This window comes from Streptomyces sp. NBC_01288, from assembly GCF_035982055.1.
Taxonomy (GTDB): domain Bacteria; phylum Actinomycetota; class Actinomycetes; order Streptomycetales; family Streptomycetaceae; genus Streptomyces.
In genome coordinates this window covers 3,900,471-3,917,080 of sequence record NZ_CP108427.1, presented here as the reverse complement: position 1 = coordinate 3,917,080, position 16,610 = coordinate 3,900,471, and the positions used below count along the sequence as shown (strand labels likewise).

The 16,610-nt window shown below is 68.9% G+C and carries 14 protein-coding genes and 1 pseudogene; 6 read left to right on the top strand and 9 right to left on the bottom strand.

The annotated features are described in order from the left end of the window. Positions 1-64: 64 nt before the first annotated feature. From OG194_RS16965 to OG194_RS16950, 4 genes and pseudogenes are all read right to left on the bottom strand, one after another. Positions 65-487: a hypothetical protein gene (locus OG194_RS16965; RefSeq protein ID WP_327401694.1), complete on the bottom strand. Its 423-nt coding sequence runs from the start codon at positions 485-487 to the stop codon at positions 65-67. Next, positions 477-818, bottom strand: coding sequence for a hypothetical protein (locus OG194_RS16960; RefSeq protein ID WP_327401693.1), 342 nt, complete (start codon positions 816-818; stop codon positions 477-479). Before OG194_RS16960 ends, OG194_RS16965 begins: the two co-directional genes overlap by 11 nt. Before the next feature lie 37 nt (positions 819-855). After that, a complete protein-coding gene (locus tag OG194_RS16955) occupies positions 856-1,182 on the bottom strand; it encodes a hypothetical protein (protein WP_327401692.1) in 327 nt (108 codons plus the stop codon). Between the two features lie 500 nt (positions 1,183-1,682). Further along, positions 1,683-2,872, bottom strand: a pseudogene (locus OG194_RS16950) (RHS repeat-associated core domain-containing protein); the annotation flags it as partial. Positions 2,873-3,081: 209 nt separating this feature from the next. Here OG194_RS16950 and OG194_RS16945 point away from each other — a divergent pair. From OG194_RS16945 to OG194_RS16930, 4 genes are all read left to right on the top strand, one after another. After that, positions 3,082-4,557, top strand: coding sequence for an ABC transporter permease (locus OG194_RS16945; RefSeq protein WP_327401691.1), 1,476 nt, complete (start codon positions 3,082-3,084; stop codon positions 4,555-4,557). Between the two features lie 188 nt (positions 4,558-4,745). Then, entirely contained in the window at positions 4,746-5,432 is a 687-nt protein-coding gene (locus OG194_RS16940; RefSeq protein ID WP_327401690.1) for an ABC transporter ATP-binding protein, read from the top strand. A gap of 288 nt (positions 5,433-5,720) precedes the next feature. Further along, positions 5,721-9,050, top strand: a complete 3,330-nt coding sequence (locus OG194_RS16935) for a S8 family peptidase (RefSeq protein ID WP_327401689.1) — start codon at positions 5,721-5,723, stop codon at positions 9,048-9,050. 83 nt (positions 9,051-9,133) lie between these two features. Continuing rightward, positions 9,134-9,646 carry a hypothetical protein gene (locus tag OG194_RS16930; protein WP_327401688.1) on the top strand — a complete coding sequence of 171 codons (513 nt, stop codon included), beginning with the start codon at positions 9,134-9,136 and terminating at the stop codon, positions 9,644-9,646. On the opposite strand, the gene OG194_RS16925 is transcribed toward OG194_RS16930, so the two are convergent. After that, positions 9,636-10,568 (bottom strand): helix-turn-helix domain-containing protein, encoded by a 933-nt coding sequence (locus OG194_RS16925; protein ID WP_327401687.1) that lies wholly within the window; start codon positions 10,566-10,568, stop codon positions 9,636-9,638. The genes OG194_RS16930 and OG194_RS16925 overlap by 11 nt on opposite strands. A 172-nt stretch (positions 10,569-10,740) precedes the next feature. Here OG194_RS16925 and OG194_RS16920 point away from each other — a divergent pair, with 172 nt between their 5' ends. Beyond that, positions 10,741-11,781, top strand: coding sequence for an NAD(P)-dependent alcohol dehydrogenase (locus OG194_RS16920; RefSeq protein WP_327401686.1), 1,041 nt, complete (start codon positions 10,741-10,743; stop codon positions 11,779-11,781). A gap of 336 nt (positions 11,782-12,117) precedes the next feature. Here OG194_RS16920 and OG194_RS16915 read toward each other — a convergent pair whose 3' ends face one another. The 3 genes from OG194_RS16915 to OG194_RS16905 are packed head-to-tail and all read right to left on the bottom strand — an operon-like array spanning position 12,118 to position 15,185. Continuing rightward, complete coding sequence (locus OG194_RS16915; RefSeq protein WP_327401685.1) at positions 12,118-13,155, bottom strand: FecCD family ABC transporter permease; 1,038 nt, start codon at positions 13,153-13,155, stop codon at positions 12,118-12,120. Further along, positions 13,152-14,141: a FecCD family ABC transporter permease gene (locus tag OG194_RS16910; RefSeq protein ID WP_327401684.1), complete on the bottom strand. Its 990-nt coding sequence runs from the start codon at positions 14,139-14,141 to the stop codon at positions 13,152-13,154. Before OG194_RS16910 ends, OG194_RS16915 begins: the two co-directional genes overlap by 4 nt. 21 nt (positions 14,142-14,162) lie before the next feature. Beyond that, positions 14,163-15,185: an iron-siderophore ABC transporter substrate-binding protein gene (locus tag OG194_RS16905; RefSeq protein ID WP_327401683.1), complete on the bottom strand. Its 1,023-nt coding sequence runs from the start codon at positions 15,183-15,185 to the stop codon at positions 14,163-14,165. A 120-nt stretch (positions 15,186-15,305) separates the two neighbouring features. Here OG194_RS16905 and OG194_RS16900 point away from each other — a divergent pair, with 120 nt between their 5' ends. After that, complete coding sequence (locus OG194_RS16900) at positions 15,306-15,701, top strand: VOC family protein (RefSeq protein ID WP_327401682.1); 396 nt, start codon at positions 15,306-15,308, stop codon at positions 15,699-15,701. A gap of 1 nt (position 15,702) precedes the next feature. On the opposite strand, the gene OG194_RS16895 is transcribed toward OG194_RS16900, so the two are convergent. Then, positions 15,703-16,515 carry a hypothetical protein gene (locus OG194_RS16895; RefSeq protein WP_327401681.1) on the bottom strand — a complete coding sequence of 271 codons (813 nt, stop codon included), beginning with the start codon at positions 16,513-16,515 and terminating at the stop codon, positions 15,703-15,705. Between the last annotated feature and the right edge of the window lie 95 nt (positions 16,516-16,610).

Sequence of the window (16,610 nt, the reverse complement as noted above, 5' to 3'; positions counted from 1 at the left end):
GGCTGGAGGTCCTCCTGTGCGGGTGCAGGGCTGGGTTGCCTTTGATCGGCCTTGTCCGGACGGCTCAGACGGAATATGGGTAGACGTCGATGTGAGGGACCGAGAGTTCGATGCGGTTGCCGATCGAGGGCCTGTCGGGCGGCCTGTCCTGTTCGTCTGGATGCCCGGCGGTCGCGAACTCCACGAGAAGGATGTCCGTACCCAGTCGGATCGACACCACAGCGTCCTCGGCGGCAGCGACGACGGCCCCCTTGATCCGTACCGGTGCCTCCGCGGCTTCCGCCAGCAGTGCGTCCGGCCCCTCTGCGGGGACCCAGTGCACGACATCGTCCGGGATATCGATCTCGACATCTACGGCGTCGCCGCCCCTTGGCGTCCCCGACCCACACCAGCGGGCCCAGGCCTGTCCGAGCGGGCTACGGAAGGCGATGCGGGGTCCTTGGGGCTCTTCCGCGTTGTCAAGAACGTCCAGAATCTCAATGCGCATGATCGAGCAGTCGCCGAAGACGCCTGACCTCTTCGACGAGTTGGGGAACTGCTTCTCTGGCCATGGCGATGAACGCCGCGTTCTCGTCCCAGCGCCCGTCGGCGCAGTCCACGTAGCGTGGTTGCTGTACCAACGTCGCCGCGATCAATTCGCCTTGGTCGAACTTGGGCAACCTCTCGCCCTGTCCGGTGTCCTCGGCAGTACTGACCGCCACCAGATTCATGGCGTGATCGTCATCGAGGTTCCTGACGAACCAGGGACCTGGCGTAGCGGCCGAGCACATCTCCTCAATCTCGTCGAGGTCGAGTGGATTCATTCCATCGGCCGACATGCTCTTATCTCCGGGACTTACAGTTCGGTGACATCACTCATTCTCTCGGTTCCTGCTCCAGGGTAAGTAGGATCTGCATCAGATCCTCTTCGGCAAGGGCGCAAAAGTCCTGATCATGCTCTGTGATGGAGAGTGCTGCCTCATTGAAGTTCTCTCCCGTGGGGCCGGCCTCGGTCAAAAGGCGAGCTGGCGCGATCGTCCAGTTTCGTGCGACCTTGAACTGCCATGCAAGGTGGACGGAAGTGCTGTGAATCAATGAATCAAAACTCTCCTTTACGAGATCCGACGGCGCATTGTAACGCCATGAAACGAAGGAGACCTGGCGGTATCCGTAGATCGGATGACGCTCTACGGGTGAACGCATCCATACGACCGTTCCGAATTTTTCGAGCGCACGCTTAAGCCTCTCGCGTCGACCGGAACCACCCGTCTGGGCGCCTGTAAGATTCATTATCTACGTCCCCATGGTGGAGGCGTTTTATAGTCTCCGTTATTTCGAATAACTTTCTCCCCTTCATTCGTGAGTCTCAAGGCCCTCTCGTAGTCGCCTAGAGGTACGGGGTCGAGGCTCAATGTTGGGTCATATGCGTATCGGCCGTCAGTGTACACCTCGTGGAAAGTGTATTGTTCCACAATTCGCCCGCCCTGCTCGGGAATCATGATGTCTCCGCCTGAGTGGGTCGTGTAATGGACTATTCTTCCCTCGCCTCCGGAGCGATTTGAAATGAATGAAGCGATGTCTGAACAGTCGATTTCAGATCCTCGCGGAGCTGCGCGCATGGCGTCTGTCAGTGTTTCGCTGGGAGGGTGCGCCGGGTTTGGGGATCGGAAATCGAAGGGGTCTCGGCTGTCTGTACATGCGTCCGGCGCCAACCCGAGAGCATCTGTCAGGACGTGAGGGTTGCGGATGTAGGTTCCCGGGTTCGGTGCAGGTGCAAGACCGAGGGGGTCCGGGGTGAGGTAGCGAGCGGTCTCGGGGTCGTAGTGCCGGAAGTAGTTGTAGTGCAGCCCCGTCTCGGGGTCGTAGTACTGGCCCGGGAAGCGGAGCGGTGTGTACGTGGTGCTGTCTGCTGCCCAGGCTGTTGTGCCCCAGAGGGTGGTGCGGGTGTGCCAGGCGATGTCGCCCTGTTCGTCGATGAGCTCTGTGGGGGTGCCGACCAGGTCGTGGTCCCGCCCGTCGGGGTCGTACGGCCGGTGCGACGGCCGAACTCGTCATAGCTGTACGTCAGTTCGCGGCCGTCGACCGTCTCCGAGCGGACCCTGCCGTGGCGGTCGCGCAGGATCGTCAGGGTGGTGCCTGGGCCGGTTGCCTGTGCGAGGCCGTCAGTCATGTCGTAGGCGTAGATGGTGACTTGGCCGGCCGCGTTCTTGCGGGTCACCTGGCCCAGTGCGTTGCGCTCGAACTCGATCGTCTCGCCGAGGGTGTTCGTGCGGCTGGTCAGGTGGCCCGTCGCGTCGAGGGCATAGGTGAGGGTGCGGTCGTCGAAGTCCGTCTCGGTGATCAGGCGGCCGGCCGCGTCGTAGTCGTAACTCCAGGTCAGGCCTTGTGGGTTGGTGACCCGGATGAGGTTCAGTTCGGTGTCGTGGGTGAACTCGTGGCGCACTCCGTCCGGGCCCGTGCGGGACGTCAACAGGTCGAAGTGCGTGTACACGAAGTGGGAGATGCCGCCCAACGGGTCTGTGTGGCTTGTGCAGTTGCCCTCTCCGTCGTACGACCAGGACTCGGTCGTGCCGTCCGGTGCCGTGCGGCGGGACAGGTGGCCCTCGGGCGTCCACTCCAGGCGCGTCGTAGCACCCAGGGCATCTGAAAGTGTGGCAGTTCTGCCGAAACTGTCACGTTCGTAGCGGGTGACCCCGCCGAGCGGGTCGGTGATCTCCAGCGGGAGGCCGGTGCGGTCACAGTGGACGGTGGTGGTCTGGCCGAGTGGGTCCGTCACCGATGTGAGGTGGCCCGCCTCGTCGTACGTGAAGTGGGTGGTGTGGCCCTGGGAGTCCGTCGCCGAGGTGCGGTTGCCGCGGGAGTCGTACGTCTGGCGGACCACCGTGCCGTCCGGGTTGAAATCATCACACCAGCACATCGCGTACGGCAACGCGGATACCCGCAACGGGTCGTCGCCGACGCCGTAAACGCCGTAGAACGGTATATAGCGCAACCCCATTGACAGCCCCGCGCGGGCTCATTCTTTGGCCACGGACAGCCTTCTCATCGTTCTCTTATGTCGGCCTTATGGCATCATCACGCGCCGTACCTAGCTTGCGGGCCATGTTCTTCACCTACCTGAGGCGCGAGTTGCGCCGCCGCAGAAAAGCGGCCCTCGTCGTCGCCTCCGGCCTCGCACTGGGCATTGCGCTGGTCATCGTGGTCAACTCCGTGTCCTCCGGCATGGGGAAGGCCCAGGACAAGGTCCTCCAGTCGCTGTACGGACTCGGTACGGACATGACCGTCACCAAGGCGGCCACGCCCACCGCGAGCGGCTCGCAGCAGCCGCGGTTCCAGTTCGACGCCAACAACAACGGCGACAGCAAGACGCAGAGCAGCGACCGCGTCATGGTCCAGGGCTTCACCACCCTGGCCTCCACCACCGTCACCAAGGTGGCGGGGCAGAAGGGTGTCTCCGACGCCGTCGGCGGGCTCAGCCTCAACGTCGTCAAGGTCGACGGGCAGTTCACCCGCGGCCAGTTCCAGCAGAACCAGGGGAGCGGTACCGGGGGCGGCAACCGCGGTGGCGGCACCGGCGCACCCCAGGGCTCGGTCACCGGTGGTGGCGCCAACTTCAACATCAACTCGTACTCGGTCTACGGCACGGACGTCACCAAGCCCGCGCTCGGCCCGCTGACCTCCTCGAAGATCACCAGCGGCCGTACCTTCACCACCGCCGAGGCCAACTCCAAGGTCGTCGTCGCCGACTCGGCGTACGCCAAGACGAAGAAGCTCAAGGTCGGTTCGACCGTCACCATCAAGAGCGTCAAGTACAAGGTCATCGGTATCGCCACCGCGACCAGCGGTGACGCGGCGGCCAACCTGTACATCCCGCTGACGCAGGCGCAGACCCTGAGCGGTGACAAGAACAAGGTCACCACGATCTACGTCAAGGCGTCCGACTCCAAGCAGATCTCGGCCGTCAAGAAGACCATTCAGGGCAATGTCTCGGGTACGACGGTCACCACGTCCGCCGACTTGGCCGACACCGTCTCCGGGTCCCTGTCCACCGCCTCCTCCCTCGCCACCAGCGTCGGCAAGTGGCTGTCGATCGCGGTCCTGATCGCCGCGTTCCTGGTCGCCGGGCTGCTCACCTCCTCCGCGGTCTCGCGCCGGGTGCGCGAGTTCGGCACGCTGAAGGCGCTCGGCTGGAAGTCCGGCCGGGTGACCCGGCAGGTGGTCGGCGAGGCCGTCGTCAACGGTCTGGTCGGCGGTGTCCTCGGTATCGCGCTCGGCCTGGCGGGCGCGTACGTCGTGACCGCGATCAGCCCGACCCTGTCGGCGTCCCTCGGCAGCACGGGCGGCGGCGGTGGCGGTGGAGCGGGTGGCCCCGGCGGCGGTGGCGGCGGTGGCTTCGGCGGCGGCGGCCGACAGGCCGCGGCCAAGACCCTCGACGTCGCGCTCACCGCGCCCGTCAACGCCACCACCATCGCCCTCGCGGTAGGCCTCGCCGTGGCCGGCGGCCTGATCGCCGGCGCCTTCGGCGGCTGGCGAGCGTCCCGACTCCGCCCGGCGGACGCCCTGCGCAGAGTCGAGTAGCCAACACCGGTACGGGTCCGTCGTGGTGGTCAGCGGTGCAGCGCCCTGAAGGGGCGCGAGGCTGCGTCAATTTGCGGCTCCGCCGCGCGGGCGCGACCAGCCACGACGGCGCCGCAGACGACCGACGGCGAAACGGGGCCCGTCCCACGGCGGGCCCCAACCCCCTTTACTTCCCCAGGAGTTGCACTATGTACGAACTAAGAGGCGTCACCAAGCTCTACTCACGAGGCAAGGAAACCGTCCACGCCCTGGACGGCATCGACCTCACCATCGGCGACGGCGACCGCCTGGTCATCCAAGGCCCGACCGGCGGCGGCAAGTCCACCCTGCTCCAGATGATCGGCGCCCTGGACCGCCCCACCGCAGGCGAAATCGTCCTGGACGGCATCGACTTGGCGAAACTCTCCGAGGCCAAGCTCACCAAGGTCCGCAGCGAGAACATCGGCTTCGTGTTCCAGTCCTTCAACCTGATCCCGACGCTCACCGCCCAGGAGAACGTCGAGACCGCCCTCGTACCGCTCGGAATGAAGGCGAAGATCCGCCGCGAACGGGCCGCCGAGGCACTGGTCTCGGTCGGCCTGGGCGAGCGGGCCAACCACCTCCCCGGCGAGATGTCCGGAGGACAGCAGCAGCGCGTCGCCATCGCCCGCGCGCTCGTCAAGCAGCCCAAGGTGCTGCTCGCCGACGAGCCCACCGGAAACCTCGACGAGTCGATGCGCGACGAGATCATGGACGTACTGGAGCGCATGTGGAAGGAGCACGGGCTGACCTTCATCATGGTCACCCACGACTCCGCCATCGCGAAGAAGGCGCCGCGACTCGCCACCATCCGCAAGGGCAAGATCACGGTGAAGGAGAACGCCGGGTCGAAGTAACTCGGCCTCCACGCAAGGGAGTTCGGCGCTCAGATGAGTGACTCGGCGGCCCCCTACCGGAGTTCGCGCACGCTTCACCCGTCAACTGCGTAACGGAGTCCGGGCGACGGCGTAACAGTTCACGGATGCGCTTTCTTACCCGCCTCTCATCTCTTGAGCGGGTGATCACCCCTCGGCATACTGCGTATTCCGGGGGGTGTCACGCACAGGCGTGCGGGCTTTCCCCCGGTCGGGTGAACGGGGAATTCGCCCGGTACCTCAGCTCCAGGGGGAGCCTTGCGCAGACACGTGAAGAGAGCGTGCGCGGCCACCGTCGCCGCGTCCGCCGCCGTAGCCCTCGCCGCCGGAATGACCAGCCCGGCGTCGGCGAAGCCCGAACAGCGTGCGACCGGTGCCGCGCAACTCGGGGCCGCGCAGGCCCGGTTGAAGGGCGACCACCGCATCACCCTGATCACCGGCGACCGCGTCACCGTCGACGCGAAGGGCCGGGTCGCCGGTCTGGAGCCGGCAAAGGGCCGTGAACACATACCCGTTCAGGTCCGCAAGCTCGACGGGCACACGCTCGTCATACCCGTCGACGCGGACCGGCTGATCGCGTCCGGCAAGCTCGACCAGCGGCTCTTCGACGTCACCGAGCTGAACAAGTCGGCGGAGCGCGCCTCTCAGAAGGCCGGCCTGAAGGTCATCGTCGGCTACCAGGGCGCCGCCACCGCCACCAAGGCCGACGTCCGGGACGCGGGCAGGCTGCGCCAGTCCCTGAAGACCCTGAACGCCGACGCCGTGCAGACCCCGCGGCAGGACACCGCCGAGCTGTGGAAGGCCGTCACCAACGGCGACCAGTCGGCCGCCGGCATCGCGCACGTCTGGCTCGACGGCGTCCGCAAGGCCAGCCTCGACAAGTCCGTGCCGCAGATCGGCGCCCCGAAGGCGTGGGCGGCCGGCTACACCGGCAAGGGCGTCAAGATCGCCGTACTGGACACCGGAGTCGACGCCGACCACCCGGACCTGAAGACCCAGGTCATCGAGTCCAAGAACTTCTCCACCGCCGCCGACGCGAACGACCACTTCGGGCACGGCACGCACGTCGCGTCCATCGCCGCGGGCACCGGCGCGAAGTCGAACGGCAAGTACAAAGGTGTCGCGCCCGACGCGAAGATCCTCAACGGCAAGGTCCTCGACGACACCGGCTCCGGTGACGACTCCGGCATCCTCGCCGGCATGGAGTGGGCGGCCCAACAGGGCGCCGACATCGTCAACTTGAGCCTCGGCGGCCAGGACACCCCGGGCATCGACCCGTTGGAGGCGGAGGTCAACAAGCTCTCCACCGAGAAGGGGATCCTCTTCGCGATCGCCGCGGGCAACGAGGGCCCGCAGTCGATCGGTTCGCCCGGCAGCGCGGACGCGGCCATCACGGTCGGCGCGGTCGACGGCAACGACAAGCTCGCCGACTTCTCCTCCACCGGCCCGCGCGTCGGCGACGGCGCCATCAAGCCGGACGTCACCGCGCCGGGCGTCGACATCACCGCCGCCGCGGCCCCGGGCAGCGTCATCGACAAGGAGGTCGGCGAGAACCCGCCCGGCTACCTGACCATTTCGGGTACGTCGATGGCGACCCCGCATGTCGCCGGTGCCGCCGCCATCCTCAAGCAGGAGCACCCCACTTGGGGCTACGCCGAGCTGAAGGGCGCGCTCACCGGCTCCGCGAAGGGCGGCAACTACACGCCGTTCCAGCAGGGTTCGGGCCGTATCGCCGTCGACAAGGCCATCAAGCAGAGCGTCATCGCCGACCCGGTGTCGGAGAGCTTCGGCGTCCAGCAGTGGCCCCACACCGACGACACCCCGGTCACCAAGCAGGTCACCTACCGCAACCTCGGCACCACGGCCGTCACCCTCAAGCTCGCTGTGGCCGCCACCAACCCCAAGGGCCAGACGGCTCCTTCGGGCTTCTTCAAGCTCGCCAAGACCTCGGTGACCGTACCGGCCGGCGGCACCGCCTCGGTCGGCCTGACCGTCAACACCAAGCTGGGCGGCACGCTCGACGGCGCCTACTCCGCGTATGTGACGGCGACGGGCGGCGGGCAGAGCGTCCGTACGGCCGCGGCCGTGGTGCGCGAAGTCCAGTCCTACGACCTCACGTTGAAGTTCATCAACCGTGACGGCAGCCCCGCGAAGTACTACACGGCCACGGTGGCGGGCCTGTCCGGCCTCGGCGCCGGCGGCTACTTCTCCCCCTACGACGAGTCGGGCACCGTCAAGGTCCGTGTCCCCAAGGGCGGTTACGTCCTCGACACCGGGATCTTCGTGGACCCGGAGGACTTCACCAAGGGCGCCGACTGGATCGCCCAGCCCAAGCTGGACATCGCCAAGAACACCTCGGTCACGATCGACGCCCGCACCGCCAAGCCGGTCGACATCACGGTGCCGGACACCGGCGCCAAGTCGGCGTTCGCATCACCGGGTTACACGCTCATGACGGCGGACAGCGGCGCCTCCTTCGGCTGGTTCCTGGACACGTACGCCAACTTCCGCTCCGCGCACCTCGGTCCGCAGATCACCGACGGTTCGCTGTCCGAGCAGTGGGACGCGCACTTCACCAAGGGCACCGACGAGCAGTACGACACCACGACCGGCGGCAAGGTCAAGCAGCTCGCCACCGGCTTCACCAAGCACTACAAGGCGACTGAACTCGCCACGGTGAAGGCCCGCATGGGCGCCGCGGCGAGCGGCAAGACCGGCCTGCTCCTCGCCTTCGGCTATCTGCCCGACGTCTTCAGCTCCTCCGCCACCACCACCGCGCAGCCGCTGCCCGGCACCCGTGTGCTGCACGTCTCCACCACCGGCGGGGTGCAGTGGGAGCTGGACTTCGAGCAGGACGGCGCGCGCGGCCCGGACGGCTTCCCGGTCTCCGAGTCCTCCTACGTCTCGAACGACCTGGAGACCTTCAAGGCCGGCCGGACGTACACCCGGACCTTCAACACGGCGGTCTTCGGCCCGCACCTCGACGACGTCTACGGCGTGTACCGCGACGGCAACGAGATCTCCGGGATCGTGCCGCTGTTCGCCGACTCCGCGCAGCACGCGGGCTCGTCGCTGTTCACCTCGGTCAACACGACCCTGTACCGCAACGGCACGAAGGTGGGCTCCAACCAGGACCCGCTGCTCGGCCAGGAGGTGTTCAAGGTCCCGGCCGCCAACGCCTCGTACAAGCTGACCACTTCGGTGATCCGCAGCGTCAAGGTCGCCGCAGCCTCCACCCGGATCGACGCGAGCTGGACGTTCTCCTCGAAGAAGCCGTCCGGTGCCGACGTGGCCCAACTCCCCGTCTCCACGGCCCGCTTCAACGCGACGACGGGCCTGGACAGTCGCGTCGCGGCCGGCAAGAAGGCGACGATCCCGGTCACCGTCGAGGGCGCGGCAGCCGGCCGCAACCTCAAGTCCCTGGGCGTGTGGGTGTCGTACGACTACGGCCAGACCTGGAAGAAGGTCAACGTCGTCAACGGCAAGATCACCGTCACCAACCCGGCCAAGGGCAAGGCCATTTCGTTCCACGCGAAGATCGCCGACAAGAAGGGCAACAAGTCGACGATCTCGATCTACAACGCGTACTACGGCAAGTGAGCTGCGGCGCTAGCTGAGTCGAGTGCACGTACGGCCCGGCGGAAGTTCACCTTCCGGCGGGCCGTCCGTGTTCTGCTGACCCCATGACCGCCGCCGTCACCGCCATGATCACCGCCGTCGTCGGCGTACTCGGCACCCTCTTCGCCCCCGTCCTCAGCCAGCGCCTCACCGCCCGGCAGCGCGCCGAGGAGGCCCAAGTCGCCGAGCGGACACGGCGGTTCGAGGAGCCGCGGGACGCCTATACGGCGATGAACCGGGCCTCACGCCAGTTCCACACGCTGCTCAAGGACGCCCTGCACCGCATCCGCGACGGTGTCTACACCGAGCTGGAGCGCGACCAGTTGGAGGAGGCGCGGCGGGACTACCGGGACCGTTACGCCGAGGCGCAGATGGTCGTGCCCGAGCGGATCCTGGACGCCTCCCGCTCGGTGAACCAGGTGCTCGCGGGCGTCGACGCCGTCGTGAAGCGACTGGATCGGGGCCTCACCCGGGACGGCGAGAGCGCCGAGGAATCCCTGCTGGATCTCAAGGAGGCCGAGCCCCGGCTGGCCGCGATGCGGCGGCTGATGCGGGCCGATCTGGGTGTCACGGAGTGAGGTCGGGGCGCTGGGCCGACGCCCCCGCCCGGGTCGCGTCCGTGCCCCAGCTCGCCAGCAGGCGCAGGGCGTCGGCCGATGGAGAGCCCGGCTCCGCGTGGTAGGTGATCAGGGTCTGCTCGGAGCTGTCGCTGAGGCGGAAGCCCTCGAAGTGGAGGGTGAGGTCGCCGACCAGGGGGTGGTGGAGGCGCTTGACGCCGTAGGTCTTCTCCTTGACGTCGTGGGTCGCCCACAGGCGCCTGAACTCCTCGCTCTTGACGGAGAGTTCGCCGACCAGCGCGGACAGACGCGGGTCGTCCGGATGGCAGCCCGCGTCCATGCGGAGCATGCTGACGATGTCCGTGGCCTTCTGCTCCCAGTCCACGTACAGCTCGCGGTACTCGGGGCGCAGGAACACCAGCCGCGCCCAGTTCCGCTCCTGCGGCGGCAGCTCCGACCAGTCGCCGAAGACGGCCGCGGCCATCCGGTTCCAGACGAGGATGTCCGAGCGGCGGCCCGAGATGTACGCCGGCACCGTGTCGATCGCGTCGAGCAGCTGCCGTAGCGGAGGCCGCACGTGCTGGGTGGGGGTCGGCTGCTTCTTCTTGTGCTGCTTCGGCTTCGCGAGGTGGGTGAGGTGCGAGGACTCGGCGTCGGAGAGGCGCAGGGCGCGGGCGATCGCATCGAGGACCTCGGCCGACACGTTCCGGCCGTTGCCCTGCTCCAGGCGGGTGTAGTACGCCACCGAGACCCCGGCCAGCTGCGCCAGCTCCTCGCGGCGCAGCCCGGGGACCCTGCGGTGCCGCCCGAAGTCCGGCAGCCCGACGTCCTCCGGCTTCAGCCGGGCCCGCCGGGTGCGCAGGAACTCGCTCAGCTCGGCACGTCGGTCCAGGTGCCGGCCGGGGTCCAGGGGCGCGGGGGCGGATTCGGGCTGTTCGTCCATACGGCCCAGTATTCCCGGTCGTACGTCCAGGAGCCTGATCCCGCTGGTGGTAGGCACAGCGGACGTACGCAGAAGCGTGGCCTGGGTAGCCCCGTGACTTTCGGGCAGGCTTGGCAGCGTGCCCGACCGGAAGGCAGCCGGGCGCACATCCCCCCGCTAGGAGACTCTCGGCATGACCACAGTCGCCGCATACGCAGCCCCCGCCGCCAAGGCTCCCCTGGAGCGCACCACCATCGAGCGCCGGGCCGTACGTGAGTTCGACGTCCTGATCGACATCAAGTTCGCCGGTATCTGCCACTCGGACATCCACCAGGCCCGCGAGGGCTGGGGCAAGGCCACCTTCCCGATGGTCCCGGGCCACGAGATCGCCGGCATCGTCTCCGAGGTGGGACCCGGCGTCACCAAGTTCCAGGTCGGCGACCGCGTCGGCGTCGGCTGCATGGTCGACTCCTGCCGCGAGTGCGACAACTGCAAGGCGGGCCTGGAGCAGTACTGCACCGGCGGCAACGTCGGCACGTACAACTCCGTCGGCAAGGACGGCGAGCCCACCTACGGCGGCTACTCCGAGAAGGTCGTCGTCGACGAGAACTTCGTCCTCGGCATCCCCGAGGGCATCTCCCTCGACGAGGCCGCGCCCCTGCTCTGCGCCGGCATCACCACGTACTCGCCCCTCAAGCACTGGAACGCCGGCCCCGGCAAGAAGGTCGCGATCGTCGGCATGGGCGGCCTCGGCCACATGGGCGTCAAGCTCGCGCACGCGCTCGGCGCGGAGGTCACCGTCCTCTCGCAGTCCCTGCGCAAGCAGGACGACGGCCTGAAGCTCGGCGCCGACCACTACTACGCGACCAGCGACCCGAAGACCTTCGAGGAGCTGCGCGGCACCCTCGACCTGATCATCTCCACGGTGTCGGCCCCGCTGGACCTCGGCGCGTACCTGTCGCTGCTGAAGACGGACGGCGCGCTGGTGAACGTCGGCGCCCCCGAGGAGCCCGTCTCCCTCAACCTGTTCTCGGTGATCGGCGGCCGCAAGACCCTCGCCGGTTCCGGCATCGGCGGCATCCCGGAGACCCAGGAGATGCTGAACTTCTGCGCCGAGCACGGCTTCGGCGCCGAGATCGAGCTGATCTCCGCGGACCAGATCAACGAGGCGTACGAGCGGGTGCTGGCGAGCGACGTCCGCTACCGTTTCGTGATCGACGTGGCCACGATCTGACGGCGCCGCTTCACCCCGGGTCCCGGAGCAGTGCGGCTCCGGGGCCCGGTGCGTTGTCGAGTGCGGGCCCGCGGGGGCTGGTCGCGCAGTTCCCCGCGCCCCTGAGATGTGGGTTGTTGGCTGCGGGTGCGTTGTGGCTGGTCGCGCCCACGCGGCGGAGCCGCACATCGATACAGCCTCGCGCCCCTGAGGGGAGGCGGTGGTTTGGTGGCTGCTGCGCCGTCGTGGTTGCTCGCGCAGTTCCCCGCGCCCCTAAAAGGCGCCTGGCGTTGCCCTACCCAGGGGCGCGGGGAACTGCGCGGCCAGCCCCCACCGGCCCGCAGCCGCCGACGAACCTCAGCTCCTCGCCCTGTTCCGCCCCAACAGCCACAGCAGATACGGCCCACCGACCAACGAGGTGAGCGCCCCCACCGGAACCTCCAGTGGGGGCAGCACCGTGCGGGCAGCGAGATCGGCGGCCACGAGAATCACCGCACCGGTCAACGCCGAGCACACCAACGGCAGTTGAGGCGTCCGGGTGAGCCGCCGGGCCAACTGCGGCGCGGTCAGCGCCACGAACCCGATCGGCCCCGCCGCCCCCGTCGCCGTCGCCGCCAGCACCACCCCGAGCACGGTCACCGCGAGCCGCGCCCGGTCCACCCGCACCCCGAGCGAGGCCGCGGTGTCGGCGTCGAGCCCGAGCGGCCGCACGGCCCGGCTCGCCCACACCAACGCGGGCAGGCACAGCAGCAGTACGACGGCCAACGGCCCCGCCTGCTCCCAGCCCCGCCCGTTGAGGGAACCGGTCAGCCACAGCTTGACCTGCTCCGCGGCCTGCAACTCGCTGTCCGCGAGATACAGCTGCACCACGGCCGACAACGCGACCCCGATGCCAACTCCCGTCAGCACGAACCGACTTGGCTGCATCCCGTGCCGCCACGCCAGCACATACACGAGGGCCGCGGCCGCGAGCCCGCCGAGGACGGAGACGGCGGGCATGGCGCTGGGCGAGTTCACCATCCCGGCGGACAACGCGAGCACGGTCGCGGCGGCGGCACCGTGCCCGACCCCGATCACGTCCGGACTGGCGAGCGGATTCCGGGTGACGGTCTGCACAAGCGCTCCGGCGAGGCCGAGGGCGACCCCGACCAGCGCCCCGAGCACGATCCGGGGAACCCGCAACTCGTTGACGACGAGGTCGTACTGCCCGGAGCCGGTCCGCAGGGTGTGCCACACCTCGCCGGGCGAGATATAGGTCTGCCCGCAGCAGGCGGCAGCGGTCATCGCAACGGCCAGCGCGAGCACGAGAGTTGCCGCCACGAGGGCCGAACGGCGGTGCAGCACAAGGGAGATGGAGGGGTGCGGGCGCAGGACGCTGACACCGGTGGCGCTCATACGGCCGTCCCCTTCCGCCGTACCAGCACGACCAGTACCGGCACCCCGACCAACGCCGTCATCACCCCGGCCGGCACCTCGGCCGGAGAGCGCACGACCCGCCCCGCCACATCCGCGCCGACCAGCAGCGCGGCGCCGAGCAGCGCGGACAGCGGGAGCAGGGCGCGGTGCCCGCCGGAGGTGAGGCGCCGGGCCAGGTGCGGTACGGCGAGGCCGACGAACGCGATCGGACCGGCGGCGGCCACCGCGGACGCCACCAGCAGAGTCGCGCCGAGCGCCGCACACACCCGCACGACCCCCACCCGATGCCCCAGCGCCCGTGCCGTCTCGTCCCCGAGGGCCAGCGCGTCGAGCCCGCGCGCACAGGCGAGCACCAGCAGCGCCCCGGCCACCAGGAACGGCAGCATCTCCACGACGGTGTCGGCGTCCCGGCCGCTCAGCGAGCCGACCTGCCAGAACCGGAACTGGTCCAGCGTCGCCGAACTCGACGTCAGGACGACGGTCGTACCACCGGCGGTCATCGCCGACAACGCCGTACCGGCGAGGGCGAGTTTGACCGGTGAGGCCCCGCCCCGGCCGCGCGCGGCGATGCCGTAGACGAGGCAGGCGGCGAGGACGGCGCCGGCGAAGGCGTACCAGACGTAGCCGCCGAAACCGCTCGCGAGGCCGGTCGCGATGGCGAGGACGACGCCGGCCGCCGCGCCCTGGCTCAGGCCGAGGATGCCGGGGTCGGCGAGCGGGTTGCGGGTGACGGCCTGGAGCGCGGCGCCCGCGACGCCGAGTGCGGCACCGGCCGTCAGCCCGATCTCGGTGCGGGGCAGCCGTAGCGATCGTACGACCAACGCGTCCGGTGAACTCCCGCCGTGGAAAAGGGCGTTGAGCACCTCGGACGGGGGGATCGGGCGGGTGCCGACGGCGAGGCTGAGCAGCACGGCGGCGGCCACCGCGAGGGTGGCCGCCGGCCAGGCGAGACGTTTGACGCTCACTGCGTACTCTCTGCTGTTCCGCTACTTGCTGATGTCCTCGGCGAGTTGGAGGACGACGAGGCGGGCGGCGGTCGGGCCCGCGTTGAGGTACCAGGGGTCGTCGTCGACCTTGACGGCGTGGCCCGCCTTTACCGCCGACATCGACTTCCACAGGGGTCCGGCGAGCACGCTCGCGGCATCCGTCTTGGAGGCGTCGCCCTGCACGGAGTAGAAGATCCAGTCGCCGTCGGCCTTGTCGATGCTCTCGGCGCCGATGTCCTCCGAAATGGCCTTGAACTGCTGGGACTTGGGCCGGTCGAGGCCCATGTCGACGGCGATGGAACCGGTGAAGGAGGAGACCCCGAACATGCGGGTCCGGCCGGGTGTGAACCGCAGCATCGACACGGAGGTCTTCGACAGGGCCTCGCCCTTCTCGCCCGCGTCCTCGACGATCCCGTCGAGCAGCTTCCGCGCCTGCTGGCCCTTGCCGATCGCGTCGCCGACGAGGAGGAGGTCGCGCTTCCAGTTGATGCCGTTGCCGGCGGTGATGACGGTGGGCGCGATCTTCGAGAGCTTGGGATAGAGGTCGCCGAGCGAGTCGTTGGCGAGGATCAGGTCGGGCTTGGCGGCGGCGAGCGTCTCCAGGTTGGGCGCCTGGCGCGTGCCCGCGTCGGTCATCGCGGCGAGCTTCGACTTGTCGGCCGGGAAGGCGTCCGCGAGGTAGTCGGGGACGAGGCCTGCGTTGTCGGCGCGGGTGGTGGCCGTCGGGACGGTACCGAGGGAGAGCAGGTCGTCGAGCTGTCCCGTGCTGAGCACGGCGATCTTCGTGGGCTTCGACTTGATCGTCGTCTTTCCCTCGAAGTGCGTGACGGTGCGGGGGAAGGTGCCGTCGGTGTCGTTGTCCGAGCCCATGCCGGTCGCGAGGGTGCTGGGCGCGGCGGCGGGGCCCGCGGAGGCGCCGATCACCTTGTTCTGCGAGCCGTCGCCGGTCTTCTCGGCATCGTTGTCGGCGGAGGACGACGCACACCCGGCCAGCAACCCCCCGACGGCGGACACGGCGACCATCGCCGTGACAGCCTTCCTCTTGAACGCACGCACTATCACTGTCTCTCCGATCACATCCGGCCAGGTAAGGCTTACCTTAACTTGCCGTCGGAGTGGCTCGGGCATGAGGAGGCCCACACGATGACCGTGCAGCTGAACCACACCATCGTCGCCGCGCACGACAAACACACGTCGGCCCGTTTCCTCGCCGACCTCCTGGGCCTCCAAGTGAGCCCGCAGTACGGCCCGTTCGTCCCGGTGGCGATCCCGAACGGGGTGACCCTCGACTACATGGACCAGCCCGGTTCGGGCTTCGCCGAGATCACACCGCAGCACTACGCGTTCCTGGTCTCGGAGGACGACTTCGACGCGATCTTCGGCCGGATCAGGGAGGCGGGCCTGACGTACTGGGCGGACCCGGCGCATCGCCGCGAGGCCGAGATCAACACGAACGACGGCGGCCGTGGGGTCTATTTCGACGACCCGAATGGCCACGTCCTGGAGATCCTGACGCGGCCGTACGGGAGCCGGGGCTGATTCAGGCGGCGGGGAAGGACTCGCCCGCGCCGTAGGACCGTACGAGCACGCCGTCGTCCGCCGACGGCCGTACCGAGTGCGCGCGCCCCAGTCCGGAGACATGGGCGCGGCCGTCCGGCGCCACCTCGACCAGCGTGTTCTCGTCGACGGCGACGCCGTGGGGGAGCCGGTGCCGGGCGACGGCGGCGATGAGCCGAGGCAGCGTCCCCCACTGCGCCGCATGCGCGTCCACGGCGAAGGACACCAGCCCGAGCCCGTCCCGTACGGCGATCTCGGCCAGGTCCTCGGCGGTGTCCTCCGGGCACACCGGAACGCCGTCGAGCAGCCACCCCCCGACGACGGCCGACCGCGCGGCGAGGGCGGCCCCGGCGGAGAACCCGGCGTACGGGACACCCCGCTCGGCGAGCAGCCGCGGCAACCGGTCGAGGCAGTCCGCGAAGGCGTCCTGATAGGCGGGGGTCAACCCGCCGCACACGAGCAGCCCGTCCACGTCGCGGGCCGCCTCGACGTCGAAGCGGTGGCCGATCGGCACGAGCACGGGTACGGGTGTGCAGTCCCCGGCACTCCTCAACGTGCCCTCGTAGCGCGCGAATTGACGCTCCCCGTCGCCCTCGCCCTCGTCGACGATCACGCAGGCGATGCGGGGCGCGGACCCGGCGGTCTTGCCCGCGGCGCGGAGGAAAGGTTCGTAGACGACGGGGGTGGCCCAGCCGCCGCCGACCAGGAAGGTGCTGGGTCCGAGCGGACCCGGCTCACTCGGGTCGCTCGGGTCGCTCGGGTCGCTCGGGTCACTGGGCTTGCTCGGCTCGTTCACGGACGCATCAAATCCCGGCCCGGCGTGCCTGTCACACCCTTTTGCCGCCCGGGTCGCCGGTCGCTGTTAACCGTTAGCTGTTCGCCGTTCGCCGT

Coding starts and splice junctions, on each gene's coding strand:
- OG194_RS16965 (WP_327401694.1), bottom strand. CDS start 487: ATGCGCATTGAGATTCTGGACGTTCTTGACAACGCGGAAGAGCCCCAA.
- OG194_RS16960 (WP_327401693.1), bottom strand. CDS start 818: ATGTCGGCCGATGGAATGAATCCACTCGACCTCGACGAGATTGAGGAG.
- OG194_RS16955 (WP_327401692.1), bottom strand. CDS start 1,182: ATGCGTTCACCCGTAGAGCGTCATCCGATCTACGGATACCGCCAGGTC.
- OG194_RS16945 (WP_327401691.1), top strand. CDS start 3,082: ATGTTCTTCACCTACCTGAGGCGCGAGTTGCGCCGCCGCAGAAAAGCG.
- OG194_RS16940 (WP_327401690.1), top strand. CDS start 4,746: ATGTACGAACTAAGAGGCGTCACCAAGCTCTACTCACGAGGCAAGGAA.
- OG194_RS16930 (WP_327401688.1), top strand. CDS start 9,134: ATGACCGCCGCCGTCACCGCCATGATCACCGCCGTCGTCGGCGTACTC.
- OG194_RS16925 (WP_327401687.1), bottom strand. CDS start 10,568: ATGGACGAACAGCCCGAATCCGCCCCCGCGCCCCTGGACCCCGGCCGG.
- OG194_RS16920 (WP_327401686.1), top strand. CDS start 10,741: ATGACCACAGTCGCCGCATACGCAGCCCCCGCCGCCAAGGCTCCCCTG.
- OG194_RS16915 (WP_327401685.1), bottom strand. CDS start 13,155: ATGAGCGCCACCGGTGTCAGCGTCCTGCGCCCGCACCCCTCCATCTCC.
- OG194_RS16905 (WP_327401683.1), bottom strand. CDS start 15,185: ATGGTCGCCGTGTCCGCCGTCGGGGGGTTGCTGGCCGGGTGTGCGTCG.
- OG194_RS16900 (WP_327401682.1), top strand. CDS start 15,306: ATGACCGTGCAGCTGAACCACACCATCGTCGCCGCGCACGACAAACAC.